10 protein-coding genes are annotated in these 21,919 nt (G+C 71.5%); 9 read left to right on the top strand and 1 reads right to left on the bottom strand.

The features are described from left to right. Nucleotides 1–9 precede the first annotated feature (9 nt). A complete protein-coding gene (locus tag OHA37_RS08870) occupies nucleotides 10–258 on the top strand; it encodes a hypothetical protein (protein WP_266903791.1) in 249 nt (82 codons plus the stop codon). Nucleotides 259–422: 164 nt separating this feature from the next. On the opposite strand, the gene OHA37_RS08865 is transcribed toward OHA37_RS08870, so the two are convergent. Then, nucleotides 423–1,370 carry a methionyl-tRNA formyltransferase gene (locus tag OHA37_RS08865; RefSeq protein WP_266903790.1) on the bottom strand — a complete coding sequence of 316 codons (948 nt, stop codon included), beginning with the start codon at nucleotides 1,368–1,370 and terminating at the stop codon, nucleotides 423–425. Between the two features lie 261 nt (nucleotides 1,371–1,631). Between OHA37_RS08865 and OHA37_RS08860 the strand changes: the two genes are divergently transcribed. From OHA37_RS08860 to OHA37_RS08825, 8 genes are all read left to right on the top strand, one after another. After that, nucleotides 1,632–2,999 carry a lysine N(6)-hydroxylase/L-ornithine N(5)-oxygenase family protein gene (locus OHA37_RS08860; protein WP_266903789.1) on the top strand — a complete coding sequence of 456 codons (1,368 nt, stop codon included), beginning with the start codon at nucleotides 1,632–1,634 and terminating at the stop codon, nucleotides 2,997–2,999. A gap of 97 nt (nucleotides 3,000–3,096) precedes the next feature. Further along, nucleotides 3,097–4,185 carry a FecCD family ABC transporter permease gene (locus tag OHA37_RS08855; protein WP_443046134.1) on the top strand — a complete coding sequence of 363 codons (1,089 nt, stop codon included), beginning with the start codon at nucleotides 3,097–3,099 and terminating at the stop codon, nucleotides 4,183–4,185. A 2-nt stretch (nucleotides 4,186–4,187) separates the two neighbouring features. Further along, nucleotides 4,188–5,261, top strand: a complete 1,074-nt coding sequence (locus OHA37_RS08850) for a FecCD family ABC transporter permease (protein ID WP_266903788.1) — start codon at nucleotides 4,188–4,190, stop codon at nucleotides 5,259–5,261. 118 nt (nucleotides 5,262–5,379) lie between these two features. Further along, nucleotides 5,380–6,225 carry an ABC transporter ATP-binding protein gene (locus OHA37_RS08845; protein WP_266903787.1) on the top strand — a complete coding sequence of 282 codons (846 nt, stop codon included), beginning with the start codon at nucleotides 5,380–5,382 and terminating at the stop codon, nucleotides 6,223–6,225. Between the two features lie 107 nt (nucleotides 6,226–6,332). Beyond that, entirely contained in the window at nucleotides 6,333–7,400 is a 1,068-nt protein-coding gene (locus OHA37_RS08840) for an iron-siderophore ABC transporter substrate-binding protein (protein ID WP_266903786.1), read from the top strand. Between the two features lie 2 nt (nucleotides 7,401–7,402). Further along, nucleotides 7,403–9,190: an ABC transporter ATP-binding protein gene (locus OHA37_RS08835; RefSeq protein ID WP_266903785.1), complete on the top strand. Its 1,788-nt coding sequence runs from the start codon at nucleotides 7,403–7,405 to the stop codon at nucleotides 9,188–9,190. Between the two features lie 58 nt (nucleotides 9,191–9,248). Further along, nucleotides 9,249–20,195: a non-ribosomal peptide synthetase gene (locus OHA37_RS08830; protein WP_266903784.1), complete on the top strand. Its 10,947-nt coding sequence runs from the start codon at nucleotides 9,249–9,251 to the stop codon at nucleotides 20,193–20,195. Further along, nucleotides 20,182–21,885 carry an ABC transporter ATP-binding protein gene (locus OHA37_RS08825; RefSeq protein ID WP_266903783.1) on the top strand — a complete coding sequence of 568 codons (1,704 nt, stop codon included), beginning with the start codon at nucleotides 20,182–20,184 and terminating at the stop codon, nucleotides 21,883–21,885. Before OHA37_RS08830 ends, OHA37_RS08825 begins: the two co-directional genes overlap by 14 nt. Nucleotides 21,886–21,919: the final 34 nt, after the last annotated feature.

The following is a 21,919-nucleotide window of genomic DNA, read 5'->3' as shown; positions in this document are numbered from 1 at the left end:
GGTGTGACGGTGACTACGGACGACTGGGTCGCAGAAGCGCGCCGACTGCAGCGAGCGGGTGCGTCGATCATCGACATAGCCGGCTTCCTTCGAGAATTCGGGGAGAATGGCGGTAGGAAAATCAACGCGGCATCCGCTCTTGGGAAAGAGTATGGATGGTCGGTAAAGCAGAAGCTTGAATTGCTGAGTTGGACCGAAGGTGGCGTTACGGACGAGGAATTGATTTCCTTTGCTCCGTCGTGGCTTCCCGGTGAGTGATTCATTCTGATGCACGACAAGAGGGTGGCTTCCCGGGGAATCCGGGAAGCCACCCTCTTGGGTTTTCCGTCTGTGTGCCGAATGGCGGGGAGCCGGCCGTGCGGCGCGGCACGCGAGGCCGGCCCGCCCGGGGACCGTCCGGGGCGGGCCGGGGTTTTAGGGGGTCAGGGGCGGGAAGTGAGGTAGCCGCCCATGGACTTGAAGTAGGTGGTGGCCGGGAGTTCCGTGCCGTCTTCCGTGCGGACGCTCGTGATGGACAGGCCGTGGTTCTGGCCCGTGCGGGCGTCCGCGCCGGCGACTATGACCACGCCTTCGCCCTCGCGGTAGAAGATGCGGCCCGGGGTGCCGCCGTAGCGGCCCTCGGAGACGACGGACGTCAGGATCTCCAGGCGCTTGCCCTTGTGGAAGGTGAAGGCGGCCGGGTACGGGGCCGACTGGGCGCGGATCAGGCGTTCCAGGGTTTCCGCGGGCCAGGACCAGTCGATGCGGATGTCCTCTTCGGCCCTCTTGTGGAAGAAGGTGGCCTGGGAGCGGTCCTGCTTCGTGAACTCCGTCCGGCCGGACGCGATGAGGTCGAGGGCGGCGATCGTCACCGGGGCGATCAGGTCGACCGTCTTGTGGAACAGGTCCGTGGTCGTGTCCGTCGGGCCGACGGGGATCGAGCGCTGCATGACGATGTCGCCGGCGTCGAGGACCTCGTCCATCATGTGCGCCGTGACGCCGACTTCGGGCTCGCCGTTGATGAGGGCCCAGATGAGGGGGGAGAAGCCCGCGTACTTGGGGAGGAGGGAGTCGTGGATGTTGAGCGTGCCGTGCCGGGGGAGCGTGTAGATGCGCGGCGGGATCCAGGTGCGCCAGTTGTTCGCGACGAGGATGTCCGCGTCGGCTTCCTTGAGCTGCTGGAACAGCTCCTCGTCGTCGGGGCGGTTGCGGATGACGACCGGGACGCCGTGCTCCTCGGCGAGGTCGGCGACCGAGTCGCTCCAGATCTTCTCGTAGGCGTGCTCGCTCTTGGGGTGGGTCACGACCATGACGACGTCGTGCTCGGAGTCCAGGAGCGCCTTCAGGGTGCGATGGCCCCAGGTCTGATAGCCGAACATGACGACCCGCATCGGGGTTCCTCCTCGGGAGAGCGAATGAGCAAAGGCAAGTAAAGCAAGGCTTACCTAACGGCGCAACAACCCCGATTCTGGGCTTGATTGACCCGAGTGCGGGCTTGTTGTCCGGTTTGTCTGGTCGACAGGCCGTCTGGATCAGGTTAGCTTTACCTAAGTTCCACTCGGCTGCCGGTCACCGGTGCGCCTGGACTCCCCCTTTCCCCCACCCCTGACACGACGCCTGGCAGGCGGCTGTCCCGCACCAATGGGAGTGACATGTCACAGGCTCTTCCTGGCGACGCACCACTGATCCACGACCTGATCGGTATCGGCTTCGGGCCGTCGAACGTCGCCATGGCGATCGCGCTCAGCGAGCACAACGTGCGCGTCGGAAGGCAAGAGGCGGTCACCGCCCACTTCTTCGAGCAGCAGCCCCGGTTCGGGTGGCACCGCGGGATGCTCATCGACGACGCGACGATGCAAGTGTCCTTCATGAAGGACCTGGTGACGCTCCGGAACCCGACCAGCGAATACAGCTTCCTCTGCTACCTGCAGGAGAAGGGCCGGCTGATCGACTTCGTCAACCACAAGAACCTGTTCCCGCTCCGGGTCGAGTTCCACGACTACCTCGAGTGGGCCGCCGCCAAGGTCGACGACATGGTCTCGTACGGCCACCAGGTCGTCTCCGTCGAGCCCGTGGTGCGCGACGGCGTCGTGGAGTACCTCGACGTGACGGCGCGCTCCGGCGACGAGGTCGTCGTCCACCGTGCCCGCAACCTCGTCATCTCCACCGGGCTGCGTCCGGTCATGCCGGAGGGCGTCGAGCGGACCGACCACGTCTGGCACAACACCGACCTGCTGAAGAAGATCGACGGCCTGGAGGGCGGCGAGCCCACCCGCTTCGTCGTGGTCGGCGCCGGTCAGAGCGCCGCCGAGAACGTGGCCTACCTGCACCGCCGCTTCCCGCAGGCCGAGGTCTGCGCGGTCTTCTCCCGCTACGGCTACAGCCCGGCGGACGACAGCAGCTTCGCCAACCGCATCTTCGACCCGCAGGCGGTGGACGAGTACTTCACCGCCCCGGAGGACGTGAAGCAGCGGCTGATGGGCTACCACGGCAACACCAACTACTCCGTGGTCGACATCGACCTCATCGACGACCTGTACCGGCAGTCCTACCAGGAGAAGGTGCTCGGCACCGAGCGGCTCCGCTTCCTGAACGTCTCGCGCCTGACGGGCGTGGAGGAGACGGCCGACGGGGTCCGCGCCACGATCAAGTCGCTCGTCACCGGCGAGGAGAGCGTGCTCGACGCCGACGTCGTGGTGTGCGCCACCGGCTACCAGCAGGCCGACGGCCTGGGGCTGCTCGGCGAGGTCGCCGACCGCTGCCACCGCGACGACCAGGGCCGGGTCCGCGTCGAGCGCGACTATCGGGTGTCGACCGACCTCGAACTGAGCTGCGGCATCTACCTCCAGGGCGGAACCGAGCACACGCACGGCATCACCTCCTCCCTGCTGTCCAACACCGCGGTACGGGTCGGGGAGATACTCGACTCGATCCTCGACCGGAACCCCAAGACCGTGCCCGGCCAGGCCCGTCCGGTCGCCGGGGGCGCCGCCGGCGGAGCCCGCCAGCCGGCCGTCTGACCGGTCCCCACCCCTCCGCTGCCGTGCTCCCGGGCGTTCACGCTCCCGGGGCACGGCAGTAGTGTGCAACCAGTTGCCCCACGAAGAAGGAACGTCCGTGCCCACTGGTATTCGCCGCCCCGCGGGCGGCCCGCCCGCGGTCGAACGCACGGCGCCTTCCCGGGTCGTCGCGCAGGCCAGGCGGCGGCGGATCGTGGGTCTGGGCGCCACCCTCGCGGTCCTGGCGGTCGCCGCCGTGGTGTCCCTCGCGGTCGGTGCGCGGGCGCTCAGCCCCGCCGAGGCCTGGCACGGGCTCTTCGCGGACCCGGATCCCGATCAGAAGCTCTCCGAAGCCCGGCTCATCATGCAGACGGTACGGGTGCCCCGTACGGTCCTCGCGATCGTGGCGGGCATCGCCCTGGGCGTCGGAGGGGCGCTGATCCAGGGCTATACGCGCAACCCCATCGCGGACACCGGTCTGCTCGGGGTGAACACCGGCGCCTCCTTCGCCGTGGTGTCGGCGATCGCCCTGCTCGGGCTCACCGACCCGTTCGAGTACGTCTGGTTCGCCTTCCTGGGCGCCGCGCTCGCCGGTGTCGTGGTGTTCGGGCTGTCGAGCATCGGCCGGGGCGCGGGCAATCCGCTGACGCTCGCTCTGGCCGGGCAGGGGGTCACGGTGTTCCTGATGGCGATGACGACGGCGGTCGCGCTGTCGGACAAGGCGGCGCTGAACGCCCTGCGGTTCTGGAACGCGGGGTCGGTGGCCGGCGTCGGCTTCGACGTCATCTGGCCGGTGACCGCCTTCATCGTGGTCGGGCTGGTGCTGGCACTGGCCACCCTGCCCTCCGTCAACCTGCTCAACCTGGGCGACGACGTGGCGCGGGGACTGGGCGTGAACATCACGCTGATCCGGATCGTCGGCATCATCGCCATCACCCTGATGGCGGGCGCGGCCACGGCGGCGTGCGGCCCCATCGCCTTCCTCGGGCTGATGGTGGCGCACCTGGCCCGCTATCTGGCCGGGCCCGACTACCGCTGGCTGGTGCCGTACGCGGGCCTGCTCGGCGCGGTCGTCCTTCTGGTCTGCGACATCGTGGGACGCGTCGTGGTGCGGCCGGGGGAGCTGGACGCGGGCGTCCTCGTCGCTCTCCTCGGCGCCCCGTTCTTCGCGGTCCTGGTGTGGCGGGGAAAGTTCAAGAGCGCATGAACATGGACGTGACAGTGGTGAAGCCCGCCGGGAAGCCCTCGGTGGCGCCCGGTGTGCGGCTCGGCGGCATGTCGTTCGTCTGGCGGCCCAGGATCGTGCTGGTCACGCTGCTGCTGACGGCGGCGGCCTTCCTGCTGTTCTGCCTGTCCATCGCCGTGGGGGACTTCCCCCTCGGGCTGTCGCAGGTGGTGGCCACCCTCTTCGGCGGCGGCGAGCAGGTCGACCAGTTCGTGATCATGGACCTGCGCATGCCGCGGGCCCTGGCCGGGCTCGTCGTGGGCATCGCGCTGGGCATGTCCGGGGCGATCACCCAGTCCATCGCCCGCAATCCGCTGGCCAGTCCGGACATCCTCGGGATCACCGGAGGCGCCAGCGCGGTCGCGGTGTGCCTGGTGACGGTGTCGGGCGGGGCCACGGCCGCGGTCGTCGGCTCCGTGGGGCTGTCCGGGGCGGCGCTCGCGGGAGGCCTCGGCACGGGGCTGCTGGTGTACTTCCTGGCGTGGCGGCGCGGGGTCGACGGCTTCCGGCTCATCCTGATCGGCCTCTCCGTGAGCGCCGTGATGGAGGCGATCACGACCTGGCTGCTGGTCACCGCCGACATCAGGGACGTGGCGCGGGCCCAGGCGTGGCTGGTCGGCTCCCTGGACAACCGCTCGTGGGACGAGGTGGGGGTGGCCCTGTGGGGCACGCTCGCCCTCGCGGTGGTCGTGGCGTGCGTCGCCTTCCAGTTCAAGCCGCTGCACTTCGGCGACGACGTGGCCGCCGGCCTCGGCGTCCGGTTCTCGCTGGTACGGGCCGTCCTGCTGCTGTGCGCGGTGCTCCTGGCCGGCTTCGCGGTGAGCGCCGCCGGACCGGTCCCGTTCGTCGCCATGGTGGCGCCGCAGGTGGCGCTCCGTCTGACGAAGTCCCCGACGCCGCCGTTGGTGGCGTCCGCCGTGGTCGGGGCGCTGCTGCTGATCGGCTCGGACCTGGTCGCCCGTACGGCGCTGCCGATCGCCCTGCCGGTCGGCGTGGTCACCGCCGCCATCGGCGGCCCCTTCCTCATCTACCTCCTGGTGCGGGCGAACCGCCGCTAAGGCCTGTCGTCAAATTCCCGCCTGCCCCGCGGCGGGCCGCCCTTCGGGCGACGACGGGAATTTGACGACAGGCCCTAGGTGATAGAAAGGTTAGGCAAGCCTAAATAAAGGGGGAGTCGTGGTCGCTCAGTCCATCACCGAGACCGAGTCCGGGGCCGATGCCGTCCCGCGGCTGGCGGCCAGGGGCGTCACGGTCGGATACGGCGACCGGACCGTCATCGACTCCCTCGACGTGGCGATCCCGCCGGGGGTGGTGACCACGATCATCGGCCCCAACGGGTGCGGCAAGTCCACCCTGTTGCGGACCCTGTCGCGGCTCCTCAAGCCGACCAGCGGATCGGTCGTGCTTGACGGCGAGGACATCGCCCGGCTGCGGACCAGGGACGTGGCGAAGAAGCTCGGACTGCTGCCCCAGGCGCCGGTCGCGCCGGAGGGCCTGACCGTGGCCGACTTGGTCGCCAGGGGCCGGCATCCACATCAGAGCTGGCTGCGCCAGTGGTCCTCGGACGACGCCTCCGTCGTGGAACGCGCGCTGGCCATGACGGGGGTGGCCGACCTGGCCGACCGTCCCGTCGACGCGCTCTCCGGGGGCCAGCGTCAACGCGTGTGGATATCCATGACCCTCGCTCAGGGCACGGATCTGCTGCTGCTCGACGAGCCCACGACCTATCTGGACCTGGCGCACGCCGTCGACGTGCTCGACCTGGTCGACGACCTGCACGAGTCGGGATGCACCGTGGTGATGGTGCTGCACGACCTCAACCTGGCCGCGCGCTACAGCGACAACCTGATCGTGATGAAGGCCGGTTCGGTCCTGGCGCAGGGTCACCCGCGCGAGGTGCTGACCGCCGAGTTGCTGCTCGAGGCATTCGGCCTGCGTGCCATGGTGATTGACGATCCGGTGGGTGACCGGCCCCTCGTCGTGCCGATCGGGCGGACCCACGTCCAGAGTGCGGGCAGCTGAAACCAGAGCGTTATCACTTAGGCTAGGCTTACCTCACTTCACCGGGGTACGGTTTGCCTGCCCTAAGTGGGGCTGCAGTGGACAGTACGAAAGCAAGGGATCCCGCAATGCTCCTCGACCGAACGACACGCAACAAGCCCTGGCTGAAGCTGGCGGCGACCGTGTCCGCAGCGGCCCTCGGCGTAGGCGTCCTTGCCGGCTGCGGCTCCGAGAAGGCCGACACCAACGGCAAGGACAAGAAGGAAGGCACCGCCAAGTCTCCTGCCGCCAATGGTGCGTTCCCGGTCACCGTCGAGCACTTCTTCGGCTCCACCGAGGTCAAGAAGGCCCCGCAGCGCGTCGTCACCGTCGGCTACACCGACGACCAGAACGTCCTCGCGTTCGGCATCAAGCCGGTCGGCATGGTCGACCAGTACCCGAACCCGGCGGGTCAGAGCCCCGACATCAACACCCAGTGGCCCTGGGTGAAGGACAAGTGGGGCGAGACCAAGCCCGAGGTCATCATGAACAACGGTGACGCCGGCCCCAACTTCGAGAAGATCGCGGCCCTGCGCCCCGACCTGATCATCGCGGTGTACTCCGAGGTCGACCAGGCCGCCTACGACAAGCTGTCGAAGATCGCCCCGACGGTCGGCCGCACCAAGGCCGAGAAGGAGCCCTTCAGCGCTCCGTGGTCGGACAACGCCCTCCAGGTCGCCAAGGCGGTCGGCAAGGAGGCCGAGGGCAAGGCGATGGTCCAGGGCATCCAGGACAAGCTCGCCGCGGTCAAGAAGGCGCACCCCGAGTTCGCCACCCAGACGGCCGTCGCGGTGTCCTGGTACAAGGACGCGGTCAACCCCTTCACCACCACCGACGTGCGCGGCCAGCTCCTGACCGGCATGGGCTTCAAGGGCCAGACCGAGCTCGACAAGATCTCGGACGGCAAGTTCTCCTTCGCCCTCTCGCCGGAGCGCATGGACCTCATCGACGTCGACCGCGTCTTCGTCATCAACGACAAGGCCGACACGGACGCGATGAAGAAGTCCGAGCTCTTCGCCAACCTGAAGGTCGTCAAGAACAACAAGGTGTCCTACCTGCTCGACAGCGAGGGCCCGGCGGCCGGCGCGGCCATGTCGCAGGCCACCCTGCCCGCCCTGCCCTTCGCCATCGACGAGCTCGTCAAGTCGGTCGGCTAGGTGTGAGCACCACGGAAATTCGGGTCGCCCCGGCAACCCTGCGTACGACGACCGGACGTGAAGCGGCCCGATGGGTGGCGGCCAACTGCCGCACGATGCCCTGGCTGACGTCCGGCGCCGTACTCAGCACGGTCGCCGGGGCGGCTCTCCAAATGCTCCCCGTCCTGTTGCTCGGCCGGGTGGTCGACGCGGTGACCGGGGGCGAACCGCGTTCGGTCCTGGTCACGATCGGGGCCTGGATGGTGGCCGCCGCGCTCCTCGGCGCGGCGGCCACCGCCCTGTCCGCCTACCTGATCGGGCGGCTCGGCGCCGACCTGCTCGCGCACCTGCGCGAAGGCGCCGTACGGGCCGTGCTGGGCATGCCCAGCGCCCGGGTCGAGCAGGTGGGCCGCGGCGACGTGCTCTCCCGGGTCGGCGACGACGTCGCCGTCCTGTCCAAGGGCATCCGGTCGGCCATCCCCACGGTGTTCTCCGCGGGGGTGCTGGTGACCATCGCCACGATCGGCATGTTCGGCCTCGACTGGCGACTCGGCCTGGCCGGCGCCTGCGCCCTGCCGGCCTACGCGCTGGCCCTGCGCTGGTACTTGCCCCGCTCCGCCCCGCTCTACCGCAAGCGCGCAGTGGCCCAGGCCGAGCGCGCGCAGGCGCTGATCAGCGGCCTCAACGGCATCGAGACGGTACGGGCGCACCGGCTGGAGGAGGCCTTCCGCGAGAAGGTCTCCGAGGATTCGCGACGGGTACGGGACCTCGGCATCGAGGTGTTCCACTTCTTCGGCCGGTTCGTCGGCCGGGAGAACCGGGCGGAGTTCATCGGCCTGGTCCTGATCCTCGTGGTGGGCTACGCCCTGCTGGAGACCGGCTCCGCAAGCCTCGGTGAAGTGGCGGCCGCGCCGCTGGTGTTCCACCGCCTGTTCACCCCGCTGGGCGCGATCATGTTCACCTTCGACGAGGCCCAGAAGTCGGGCGCGAGCCTGACCCGGCTCGTCGGGGTGCTGGGGGAGTCCACGCAGGACCGGCTCGTGGGTGATGCGACCGCCGCTCCGGCGGACGTGGAGCCGTACCCGGTGACGGTGAAGGGGCTGACGTTCCGTTACCCCGGATCCGATGAGCCGGTCCTGAGCGACGTCAGCCTGACGATCCCGGCGGGCGGCTCACTGGCCCTGGTGGGCGCGACGGGCGCCGGCAAGACGACCCTGGCCGCGCTCATCGCCGGCATCGGGACCCCGGAGGCCGGTTCGGTGCGGATCGGGCCGACCGACCTCACCGATCTGGACGAGGCCGGGGCGAGGGCGCTGGTGAGCATCCTGACCCAGGAGACGCACGTGTTCTCCGGGCCGCTCGCCGACGACCTGCGACTGGCCGCGCCGGAGGCGACCGACGCCGAACTGCTGGCCGCGCTGGGCACCGTAGGGGCGGCCGAGTGGGTCGAGGCGCTGCCCGAGGGCCTGGACACCGAGGTCGGCGAGGGCGGTGCGCGGCTCGACGGCACCAAGGTGGCCCAAGTCGCCCTGGCCCGGCTGGTGCTGGGCCGGGCACCCGTGGTGGTGCTCGACGAGTCGACCGCGGAGGCGGGCAGCGAAGGCGCCGCCGAGCTGGAACGGGCCGTACTGGCGGCCTGCGCCGGGCGGACCACGCTCTTCGTGGCCCACCGGCTGACCCAGGCGGTGGCGGCCGACCGGATCGCCGTGCTGGATGCGGGACGCGTCGTGGAGCTGGGCACGCACGAGGAGTTGGTGGCCCTGGGCGGCCGCTACGCGCGACTCTGGCGGGCCTGGAGAGACGCTAGTTAGGTCACCCTAATTTAGGTTAGGCTAGCCTTCGTACCTTGGAAGGGTGTTGAGTCTTCAAATGATGGAACCGAGCGCTCGTCTCGTGCTGATCTCTCCTACGCGCCTGGCAGACGTGCGCCGGCGTACCGGCGGATACTCCGACCGGACCATCGCCGAGGCCTGTGCCATCGGACTGTCGTACTGGGCGACGGGCGTCAGCCCCGACGGAATCGACCTGACCCCCGGCACGCTCTTCGCGGACGTCCTGGGATGGGTCGACAACGGCGGACGCGCGCCCGGTGGCTGGGAGACCGGCGAGGCCGCTCCGGACGGCTGGGCCATCGCGGTCCCCGGGAGCGTCCGGCAGTCCGACGCCCAGCTCGCGCTGGACGACCTGGCGGACTTCCCCGACCGGCCCATCGGCACCATCAGCCCGACCGGCGTGGCGGAGCGACTGGGAACCCTCGCCGGGTGGAACGACAACGCGGCCGACCGGGTCCGGCCGACCATCGTGGAGATGTTCCGCGAGCAGGCGAGGCTCAGGCCGGACGCGGTCGCCATCATCGACGAACACCGCTCGCTGACCTACCGCCAGGCGGCGGAGCTGTCCGCGCAGCTGGCCCACCACCTGATCGGCCGCGGACTCGGCTCCGAGCAGGTCGTGGGCATCTCGCTGGGCCGCTCCGCCGACATGGTCATCGGCCTGCTCGGCGTGCTCCAGGCCGGCTGCGCCTTCGTCCCGCTCGACCCCCAGTGGCCCGCCGCGCGCCGCGCCGTCGTCATCGACGACGCGCGGGTCGTGGTGCAGCTGAACGACTCCGGCGCACACGACCCCGCGGAACCGGCCGCCGTGGCCGTCGACCTCGACGACTGGCGGTACGCCGACCAGCCCGCCGGGGACACCGGAATCACCGCGCACGGCAACTCCCTCGCCTACGTGATCTTCACGTCCGGTTCCACCGGCCGCCCCAAGGGCGCGATGATCCGGCACGAGGCGATCAGCGAGCGCCTGCTGTGGCAGGTCAACGAGATCCTCGGCTTCGGCCACGACGACGCCTCGCTGTTCAAGGCGCCCCTGTCCTTCGACATATCCATCAACGAGATCTTCCTCCCGCTGGTGTGCGGCGGCCGCCTCGTGGTCCTGCGGCCCGGCGGCGAACGCGACCCGCACCACCTGCTCGCCGTGATCGCCGAGCACCGCGTCACCTTCACCTACCTCGTCTCCTCCATGCTGGACGTCCTGCTGGAGATGGCCGGCGACTCCGACCGCCTCGACAGCCTGCGCCACGTGTGGTGCGGCGGCGAGGTGCTCACCCCCGAGCTGTACGAGCGCTACCGCACCCGGCTCGACATCCCCATGTACCACGGCTACGGCCCGGCCGAGACGACCATCGGCGTCTCCCACGTCATCTACCGGGGCGAGGCCGAACGCCTGTCGACCTCGATCGGCAAGGCCAACCCCAACACCCAGCTGTACGTCCTCGACGACGAACTGCGCCCGGTCCCGGTCGGCGTCGGCGGCGAGCTCTACGTCGGCGGCTTCCTCCTGGGCCGCGGGTACGTGAACGCACCCGCACTGACCGCGTCCCGCTTCGTGGCGAACCCGTTCGCAGGCGACGGCTCCCGCCTCTACCGCACCGGCGACCTCGCCCGGTTCGCCCCCGACGGCTCCCTGGACTTCCTCGGCCGCGCCGACAACCAGGTCAAGGTCCGCGGCATGCGCCTCGAACTGGAGGACGTCGAGGCCGGCCTCGCGGAGCACCCCGAGGTACGGCACACCTGCGTCATCGCGAAGAAGAACAGCGCGGGCGGCACCTACCTCGTCGGCTACGTGATCCCGGCCGCCGGAGCCGCGGAGCTGCGGGCCGACGAGGTCAAGGCCTGGGCCACCGAGCACATGGTCGAGTACATGGTGCCCGCCCACATCGTCGTGATGACCGAGTTCCCGCTCACCGCGAACGGCAAGCTCGACCGGCGCGCCCTGCCCGAACCCGAGGTCGTGACCGGGACGTTCGTACGGCCCTCCACCGACGAGGAGCGCGCGGTCTGCGCGGCCGTCGCCTCCGTGCTGCGACTGGAGGAAGTCGGCGTCGACCAGGACTTCTTCCAGCTCGGCGGAGACAGCATCCTCGCCATCTCGCTGCTCAGCGCCCTGCGCGCGGCGGGCCTCTACGTCACCGCCGGACAGATCTTCGCCAACAGCGTCCTGGGCGCCCTGGCGGCCGTGGCCGGCCGCGAGGACGCCGCCCGGGTGGACCACGCCGACGTCGCGACCGGTCCCGTACCGGGATCGCCCATCGTCCAGTGGCTCGGCCGGACCACGGACGCCGTCGACGGCTTCGTCCAGGCGGTCGTACTGAACACCCCGGCGGACCTCACCGCCGACGCCCTCGGCCCGATCCTCGACTCCGTCGTCACCCGGCACGACATGCTGCGCGCCCGGCTCGTCCGCGGGGACCGCTGGAGCTTCGACATACCGGAGGCCCACGGGGCCACCGCCGACTGGCAGGAGAGCGACGGGCCGCTCGACGCGTGCGTCGCCCTCGCAACCGAAGGACTGGACCCGGACAACGGCGTGATGCTGCGGGCCGTCTGGCGCCGCGAGGCCCGCCAACTGGTCCTCGTCGCCCACCACGTGGTGGTCGACGGCGTGTCCTGGCGGGTCCTGATGGAGGACCTGGCCACGGCATGGCGCCAGTTCACCGCCGGTGAGGCCATCGAACTCCCCGCGGTGGGAACCTCGTTCCGCCGCTGGACCCAGCTCCTGGAAAACGCCGAATTCGACGCGGACCGCGCCTACTTCGAACGCCCCCTGCCGGGCCCCGACGCGCCGCTCGGCAGGCGCGCCCCGTCCGGGGCCGACACGGTCGAGCGGGAGCGGACCCGGGTCTTCACCGTCGGCTCCGAGCCCACGGCCGCACTGCTGGGCGAGATCCCCGCGAAGTTCCACGCGGGCGTCAACGACGTCCTGCTGACCGCGCTCGCCGTCACCCTCGCCCGCTGGCGGCGCGGCCGCGGCCAGGAGCAGACCTTCGCGCACATCGAGCTGGAGGGCCACGGCCGCGAAGGCCGCCACGTGGCGGGTGCCGCCGGCGTCGAGCCGGAACTGTCGCGCACCATCGGCTGGTTCACGACGCTGTTCCCGGTGACCGTGGACCCCGGCACCACCGGCGACTTCACCGACCCCCGCTACCTCGCCGCCGCCCTCAAGGCGGTCAAGGAAGACCTGGCCCGCGTACCGAGCAACGGCGTCTCCTACGGCGCCCTGCGCTACCTGTCCGACGCCGCCTTCACCGCGCCGGCACCCCAGATCCTCTTCAACTACCTGGGCCGCTTCGACGCGGGCGCGTCGGGGGACTGGCAGCTCTCCGGCACCACCGGACAGCTCGGCGAGAAGCGCGACCCGCGGATGCGCCTGCCGCGCGCCCTGGAGTTCAACGCGATCGCCGAACCCTCCGCCACCGGCGAGTACGAGCTCGTCACCACCGTCTCCTGGCCCGACGGGATGTTCACCGACGAGGACATCGAGGCGATCGGCGGGTACTTCCAGGCGGCACTCACCGCCCTGGCCGCGCTCGAAGAAGGCGGCCACTCGCCCAGCGACTTCCCGCTGGTACGGCTGGCCCAGGCCGACGTAGACGCCCTGGACGGCCCCGCGCTGCGCGCCGTCCTGCCGCTGACCCCGCTGCAGGAAGGCCTGTACTTCCACTCGGTCTTCGACGACGACTCCGCCGGCAGCTACGTCGAACAGCAGCTGCTGACGCTGGAGGGCGAGCTCGACCCCGCCCGCCTCGCCACCGCCGCCACCCGCCTGCTCACCCTGTACCCGAACCTGGCCGCGCGGTTCACGGCCCTCGCCGACGGCCGCGTCGTCTCCGTACTGGAAACCGGCGCCGAGGCCCCCTTCACCACCCTGGAGCGGCCCGGCATCACCGACGCGGAGCTCCACGAACTCGCCGAGCGGGACCGCCGCGCCGGATTCGATCTGGCCACCGGCCCGCTGATGCGGTTCACCCTGGTCCGCGACCCGGAATCCGGCCGCGACGTCCTCGTGCAGACCGTCCACCACATCATCGCCGACGGCTGGTCGGTGCCCCCGATGCTGCGCGCGCTGCTCGCGGAGTACCACGCGCCGGGCAGCACCTACCCGCTGAGCGGCTTCCCCGACTACGTCGGCTGGCTCGCCGAGCGCGACGCCGACGAGAGCGACCGCGTGTGGGGCGCCGAACTCGCCGAGCTGCCCGGCCCCTCGCTGGTGGCCAGGCAGCACACCCCGTCCGACCGGTTCGCCGACACCTCCGTGGAACCGGGGCTCGACATCGACGCCGCCGTCCGCTCGGCCGGCGTACCGCTGAGCGTGGCCGTGCACAGCGCCTGGGCGGTGACCCTGGGCGGGATCCTGCACTCCGACGACGTGGTCTTCGGATCCACGGTCTCCGGCCGCGACGCGGACGTCCCCGGCATCGAGGACATGGTCGGCCTGTTCATCAACACCGTCCCGCTGCGTGCACGGTGGGCCGCCGGCACCACGGCGGGCGAACTGCTCGCCTCCGTACGCGAGCACCAGGGCGCGGTCCTGCCGCACCAGCACGTCTCGCTGGCCCGGATCGGCCGCCTCGCCGGCGTCGGCTCCCTCTTCGACACGCTCGTGGTGTTCGACGTGGCCACCGACGTGGCCGCCCTGCGCCGCACCGGCGACACCCTGGCCGTCACCGGCCTCGTCAACGAGGGAGCCCCGCACTACCCGCTGACCCTGGTCGTGGAGCGGGCCCTCGACGGACGCCCGCGCTTCAACCTGATCTACGACGGCGAACTGCTCCGCGAGAGCACCGCCCGCGACATCCTGAACCGGTTCACGCACACCCTCACCGCGCTGCTCACCCGGCCGGACGCCCCGGTCGCCGACCTGGCGCCCGAGGGCGGCAGGAGCCCCGCACGGATCACCCCGACCACCCTCGGCGCACTCTTCGACGCCGCGGCCGACCGGGACCCGGCGGCCACCGCCGTCACCCAGTGCGCGCTCGACGGCACCACCCGCTCGCTGACCTACGGCGAACTCGCCGACGCGAAGAACGAACTGGCCGCCGCCCTGCGCACGGCCGGTGTCCGGCCGGGCCGGCGCGTCGCCGTGGCCGTCCCGCGCACCATCGAGCAGATCGTCGCCCTGGTCGCGATCGTCAGCGCGGGCGGCGCGTACGTACCGCTCGACATGGCCTACCCGGACGACCGGCTGGAGTACGTCCTCGCGGACGCCGCCCCGCAGGCCGTCCTCGTGGACCCCGGTCAGCGCGAGCGCTTCACGGAGCTGCTGGAGCGGGCGGGAGTCGCCGCACGCGTCCTCGTACAGGGCGACGAGCCGGCGCCCGAGACCGCTGCCGGGGACGCGGCTGCGGCGCCCGAGGTTAGCTGGCACGACCCCGCGTACGTGATCTACACCTCCGGGTCGACCGGCAAGCCCAAGGGCGTCGTCGTCCCGCACTCCAGCGTGGTGGCGCTGCTCGCCAACACCCAGCCCGACATGGACTTCGGCCCCGACGACGTCTGGGTCCAGTTCCACTCCTACTCCTTCGACTTCGCGGTCTGGGAGCTGTGGGGCGCCCTGGCGCACGGCGGCGAGCTACTCGTCCCCGACTACGGCCTGACCCGCTCCCCGGTCGACTTCCACCGGCTGGTCCGCGAGCGCGGCGTGACCGTGCTCAACCAGACGCCTTCGGCCTTCTACCAGTTCGTCGAGGCCGACCGGCACGCCGACCGGCCGCTCCCCGCCCTGCGCCGCGTCATCTTCGGCGGCGAGGCCCTGGACCTCGGCCGGCTGCGCGGCTGGGTCGAGCGGCACGGCGCCGCCTCGCCCGAGCTCGTCAACATGTACGGGATCACCGAGACCACGGTCCACGTGACCCACCGGGTGCTGACCGACGAGGACTTCGCCTTCGGCGACGACGTGAGCCCCATCGGCGGACCCATCCCGGGCCTGACCACCCACCTGCTCGACGACCGGCTCCGGCCGGTGCCGCCGGGGCAGGTGGGCGCCATCTACGTGGCCGGAGACCAGGTCTCCCTCGGCTACCTCGGGCGGCCGGGCCTCACCGCGGGCCGGTTCGTCGCGAACCCGTTCGCGAACGACGGCTCCCGGATGTACCACACGGGCGACCTGGCCGTCCGCACCCTCGACGGGGAGCTGGAGTTCACCGGCCGCGCCGACGACCAGGTGCAGCTCAAGGGCTTCCGCATCGAGCTCGGCGAGGTCGAGTCCGCGCTGCGCGACCTCGACGGCGTCGTCGACGTGGCCGTCACCGTGGCCGGCAGCGGCGACCACCTGGTCGCGCACGTCGTGGGCCGGGTACCCGGCGAACTCTCCGCCCTCCTCGCCGAGAAGCTGCCCGTGCACATGGTGCCGGGCCGGGTCCTGACCGTGGACGCCCTGCCGCTGACCGTCAACGGCAAGCTGGACCGCAAGGCCCTGATCGCGGCGGCCGCGCAGGACGACACCCCGGTGGCCGGCGGCGCGAGCGGCGGTTCGCAGCTCGCCTCGCTGATCGGCATCTTCGCCGACACCCTGTCCCACCCGGCCGCCGACGCCGACACCGACTTCTTCGGAGCCGGCGGCGACAGCATCGTCGCCATCACCGTGGTCAACCGCGCCCGGGCGCTCGGCCTGCCGATCGCACCCCGCGACGTGTTCCTCCTGAAGACGCCGCGCGCCCTCGTGGAGCTCCTGGGCACGCGTGCGCCGCAGACCCCGGCCACCGCCGCGGTCCCCGCGCGCCGTGAGGACGGCCCGCTCGCGCCCACGCCGATCATCCTGCGCCAGCGCGAACTGGGCGGCTCACTCGACCGGTTCGCCCAGGCCAGGACCGTGGACGTGGCCGAAGGCGCCGCCTTCGCCGACATCGAGCGCGCCGCCACCGCCGTACTGGCCGCCCACCCGGCCCTGCGGATGCGCCTGAACACCGGGCACGGCGTGTGGACCCTGCGCACCGAACCCGCCCGCGGGGCCACCGTCGTCCGCGCGGACACGGCCGACGCCACGGTCGCCGCGAACGAGGCCGCCGGACGGCTCGACCCCGGGACCGGGGAGGTCGCCGCCTTCACCTGGCTCGCGGCGACCGGCACCCTGGTGGTCACCGTGCACCACATCGCGGTCGACTCGGTGTCCTGGCTGATCCTGCTGGACGACCTGGCCGCCGCCCTGCGCGGGGAGACCCTCGCACCGGCGACCACCTCCTACGCCGAGTACGCCGACGCGCTGACCCTGCGGTCCGCCGCCGGCGCCGACGACCTCGGGCACTGGGTCGACACCCTCCAGGCGCCCCCGCTGCTGCCCGCGTCCGGCGCGCTGCGCGACACCACCGTGGTCCTCGGCCCCGAGGCCAGCGACCGGGTGACGCGCACCGCCCCCGCGGCCCTCGGCGTCGCCCTGACCGAGCTGCTGTGCGGCGCCCTGCGCACCGCCCTGACGCGGATCCAGCCGGCGCCCACCGATCTCGCGATCGAGCTGGAGCGGCACGGCCGGGTGTCCGTACTGGAGCACCACGACTACACCCGTACGGTCGGCTGGTTCACCGCCATCGCGCCCGTCCGGCTCACCGCGCACACCGACCCCGTCGCGGCGGCCCGCGAACTCGCCGAGCGGCAGCCCGACGAGTCCGGGCACCTCGCCTACGGCCGGCTGCGCTACCTCAACCCGCAGACGGCCCCGCTGCTGACCGCCCGCCCGCAGGTGCTCTTCAACTACCTCGGCCGGGGCAGCGAGTCCCGTGCCCTGCACATCACCGGCGGCGACCAGGGCAGCCCGTACGCCGTCGAGGTCAACGCCTGGACCGACGCGGCCACCGGCAGCCTGCACGCGACCTTCACCCTCGCCGAGGAGATCCCCGACGAGATCACCGCGCACTGGCTGCACGCCCTGGAAACCCTCGCGGATGCCTCCGTGACGGCCGAGCGCACGGCGCCGGTCACCGCCCTGCAGCGGGGCCTGTTCTTCCAGGCCCAGCTGGCGGGCACGGCCGGGCACTACGTCGCGCAGAGCTACTTCGCCCTCGACCACCGCCTCGACACCGAGGCGCTGACCGAGGCCATGGCCGTGGTCATGGCCCGGCACCCGGTCGTCGGCGCCGGCTTCACCACCGACGAGGACGGCAACCCGGTCCAGATCCTCAAGGCGGGCCGCCGGGTCGGCGTCCACACGGTCGAGCTGTCGACCGAGGAGGAAGTCGAAGCCCTGCGCGTCCGTGACCGCAACACCGGCTTCGACCCGGCCGAGCCGCCGCTGATCCGGCTGACCGTGATCCGGCTGCCCGACGGCCGTGACGGACTGCTCCTCAGCTACCACCTGCTGCTGTGGGACGGCTGGTCCCGCGCGATCGTGCTCCGCGACCTGTTCGAGGCCTACCGGGCCCTGCTCGACGGTGAGCAGCCGTCCACGGCCCCGGCCGTGCCGGGCTTCGAGGACCACGCCCGATCGCTCGCCGCCAAGGACCCGGCCGTCTCGGAGCGGTTCTGGGCCGAGCACCTGACCGGTCTCTCCGGCCCGACGCTGCTCGCCGGCCCGGCGCCGTCCCTCTCGGACGAGCTGCCGCCCGCGCTGCTGCACACCCTGACCGCCGAACAGTCGCAGCTGCTGCGGGAGACGGCCAGGGCGCACGGAGTCACCCTCAACTCGGTCCTCACGGGAGCCTTCGGCCTGCTGCTCGGCGCCCACACCGGCCGCAGCGACGCCGTGTTCGGCGTGACCGTCTCCGGCCGCGAGGGCGAGAACCTGTCCGACATCGTCGGCGTGCTCCTCAACACCGTGCCCATGTGGACGCGGGCCCGGCCCGAGGACTCGGTCGCGGAGTACCTGGCCTCCGTACAGGCGGCCCGGGTCGACGCGATGGAGCACGAGCACCTGGGGCTCGGCGAGATCCAGCGGGCCAGCGGCCACGACACCCTCTTCGACAACCTGTTCGTGCTCCAGAACTTCCTGGACCTGGACGGGCTGGCCGAGATGAACGCCCGCCACGGCATCACCGAGGTGAAGTCGGACGACTCCACCCACTACCCGTTCACCTGGGTCGTCACCCCCGGCGACCGGCTCACCGTCAAGCTGGAGCACCGCCACGGCGACTCCGACGGCGCCCGCCGCCTCCTCGACGACTACGTCGGCCTGCTCCAGGACCTGGCCCGCTCCACCGGACCGGTGGGCGCGCTGCCCGGCCTCGGACCGGTGCCCGCACCCGCCGACCGCACGGACATCGGCACCGACACGGTGGTCGACCGCTTCGACCGGGCGGCGGACCGCGCACCCGACCGGGTCGCGCTCGTCGCGCACGGCCGGAGCATGACCTTCGCCGAACTCCGTGACCGCAGCCGCCTGCTGGCGGGGGTGCTCGCCGGGCGCGGCATCGGCCCGGAGAAGACGGTGGGCCTGGCGATCCCGCGCACACTGGACTGGATCGTCGCGCTGTTCGCCGTACTGCGCACCGGAGCCGCGTACGTACCGCTGGAGCTGGACCACCCGGACGAGCGGATCGCCACGATCGTCGCGGACGCCCGGCCCGAGGTGATCCTCACCGTCAGCGCCGTCTCGCCCCGGCTGACCGGCGACCTGATCGAAACCGGCGACCTGATCGAGCTGGACCGGCCCCTCCCGGAGGCCGAGCCGTTCGTGACGTTCGCGCCGCAGGACGCCAACCGGCTGCGGTACCCGGCGTACACGATCTACACCTCCGGTTCGACGGGCAAGCCCAAGGGCGTCGTGACCGAGTACGCCGGCCTCACCAACATGCTGATCAACCACCAGCGCCGCATCTTCGAACCGGTGCTGGCGGAGCACGGCAACCGGATCTTCAAGATCGCGCACACCGTGTCCTTCGCCTTCGACATGTCGTGGGAGGAGCTCTTGTGGCTCGCCGACGGCCACGAGGTGCACATCTGCGACGAGGAACTGCGCCGCGACGCACCCGCCCTGGTCGACTACTGCCGTGAGCACGGGATCGACGTCATCAACGTGACCCCGACCTACGCGCAGCAGCTGGCGGCCGAAGGCCTCCTCGACAACCCGGACCGGCGCCCCGCGCTGGTGCTCCTGGGCGGCGAGGCGGTCACCCCGACCCTCTGGCAGCGGCTCGCCGAGACCGAGGGCACCGTCGGCTACAACCTGTACGGACCCACCGAATACACCATCAACACCCTGGGCGTCGGCACCTTCGAGTGCCAGGACCCGGTGGTGGGCGTGGCCATCGACAACACCGAGGTGTTCGTCCTGGACCCGTGGCTGCGGCCGCTGCCGGACGGGGTTCCCGGTGAGCTCTACGTCTCCGGAATCGGCATCGCCCGCGGGTACCTGGGCCAGCCGGCCCAGACCGCGCACCGGTTCGTGGCCTCCCCGTTCGGGGCGCCCGGCGAGCGCATGTACCGTACCGGCGACCTGGTGGTCCGCCGGCCGGACGGGAACCTGATGTACCTCGGCCGCACCGACCAGCAGGTCAAGATCCGCGGCCACCGCGTGGAGCTGGGCGAGGTGGAGGCCGCCTTCGCCGCGCACGGGGCGGTACGGTTCACGGCCGCGGTCGCCCAGCCCGACCCGCAGGTCGACGGCGCCTACCGGCTGGCCGCGTACCTCGTACTGGAGGCCGGCGCCGACCTGGCGGCGGTCGCCGCCGAGGCGGGCACCGGACTGCCGGACTACATGCGCCCGACGCACTACGCTCAGGTCGACGCCATCCCGCTCACGGTCAACGGGAAGGCCGACACCAAGGCCCTGCCGGAGCCCAGGCCGCTGGGCGCGCTGACCACTTCGGGCGAGCGCGGCCCGGAGACCGAGACCGAGGTCCTGGTCTGCGAGTTCTTCGCCGAAGCCCTGGACCTGGACGACGACGAGGTGAGCGCCGTGAGCGACTTCGTGTCCCTCGGAGGACACTCCATGCTGGCCGTACGCCTGGTCGGCCTCCTGCGCCGTGAATTCGGCCCGACGATCACCATCCGCGACCTGCTCACCCTGCGAACCCCCGAAGCGATTGCCCGGCACCTTGATGACAACTCCTGACGTCCACGGATCCCGCCGCGCGGGATCCGACATCCTCCGGACCGCCATACGGCGCAACGTCGGCGCCATGGTCTGGGGCACCGTCCTCATGGGCCTGTACCAGGCGGGCGAGACGGCCTTCCCGATCGCGCTCGGCCTGATCGTCGACCACACGATGAAGGGGCGGAGCCTGACGGCCCTCGCCCTCTCGATCGCCGCGCTGGCCGTGATCATCACGACGGTGTCGCTGTCGTGGCGGTACGGGATGCGCATCCTGCAGAAGGCCAACACGACCGAGGCCCACCACTGGAGGGTGCGGGTCGCGTCCTGCGGCCTCCAGCCGGTGGCCCGGGACGTGGACCTGAAGTCCGGCGAGGTGCTCACCATCGCCACCGAGGACGCCGACCAGACCGCCGACATCGTCGAGGTCGTTCCGATGCTGATCAGCTCCTCGGTCGCGGTGCTGGTCGCGGCGGTCGCGCTGAGCCTGGCGGACCTGCGGCTCGGCCTGCTCGTCATGGTCGGCACGGCGCTGATCCTGTCGACCCTCAGCGTGATGTCGAAGCGGATCGGCAGCAGCACCCAGGAGCAGCAGGCCCGGGTGGCGCGGGCCGGTGCGAAGGTCGCCGACCTGATCACGGGCCTGCGCCCGCTGCACGGCTTCGGCGGCAACCACGCGGCCTTCCGCTCCTACCGCAAGGTCAGCACGGAGGCCAAGGAGCAGGCGATCACGGTCGCCAAGGTGAACGGCGCCTACACGGGCACCGCGCTGGCCCTGAACTCCACCCTCGCCGCCGCGGTGACCCTGACCGCCGGCTGGCTGGCCTTCGACGGGCAGATCAGCATCGGCGAGCTCGTCATGGCCGTGGGCCTGGCGCAGTTCATCATGGAGCCGCTCCGGCTGTTCTCGGACATGCCCAAGTACGTGATGATGGCCCGCGCTTCGGCGGAGCGGATGGCCCTGGTGCTGTCCGCCCCGCCGGTGGCGGCCCCGGGGACGGCCCGCCCGGCACCGGGCGGGGACCTGGAGATCGACTGCGTCCGGTACGAATCCCTCCAGGGCCTGAAGTTCCACGTCCCGGCGGGCCAGTTCACGGCGATCGCGGTCTACCAGCCGCGCGCGGCGGCCGAACTCGCCTCGATCCTCGCGGTGAACGTGCCGCCGACCGCGTACGGCGGCACGGTGCGGCTCGGCGGGCAGGACCTCGCGGACCTGTCGGTCGAGGCGGTCCGCGAGCTCATGCTGGTGAACCCGTACGACGGGGAGATCTTCGCGGGAACCCTCCGTACGAACATCGACCCGTCGGGCACCAGCCGGACGGTCCCCGAGGCCGTCGAGGCGTCCATGCTGACCGATGTCGTCGCCCTGCACCGGCAGGGGCTCGACTACGAGGTCCGCGACCGCGGTTCGAACCTCTCCGGCGGGCAGCGCCAGCGGCTCTCCCTGGCCCGGGCGCTGGCCGCGGACTCCGACGTGCTCGTGCTGCGCGACCCGACCACCGCCGTGGACGCGGTCACCGAGCAGCTCGTCGCCCGCAAGATCGCGGAGCTGCGCCGGGGCCGCACTACCGTGGTCATCACCAGCAGCCCGGCCCTGCTGGACGCGGCCGACCGGGTCCTCGTCCTGGACGACGGGGTGGTCACGGCCGAAGGGACGCACCGCCACCTGCTGGCCAACGACCCGGCGTACTGCGCGGCGGTCACGCGGTGACCTCGTGAGCCGGTGAACGGCAAGGGGGCCTGGT

Origin of the sequence: Streptomyces sp. NBC_00335, assembly GCF_036127095.1 — a bacterium.
Taxonomy (GTDB): Bacteria; Actinomycetota; Actinomycetes; order Streptomycetales; family Streptomycetaceae; genus Streptomyces.
The sequence above is the reverse complement of the archived record's forward strand: the minus strand, read 5'-3'. Positions and strand labels throughout refer to the sequence as shown.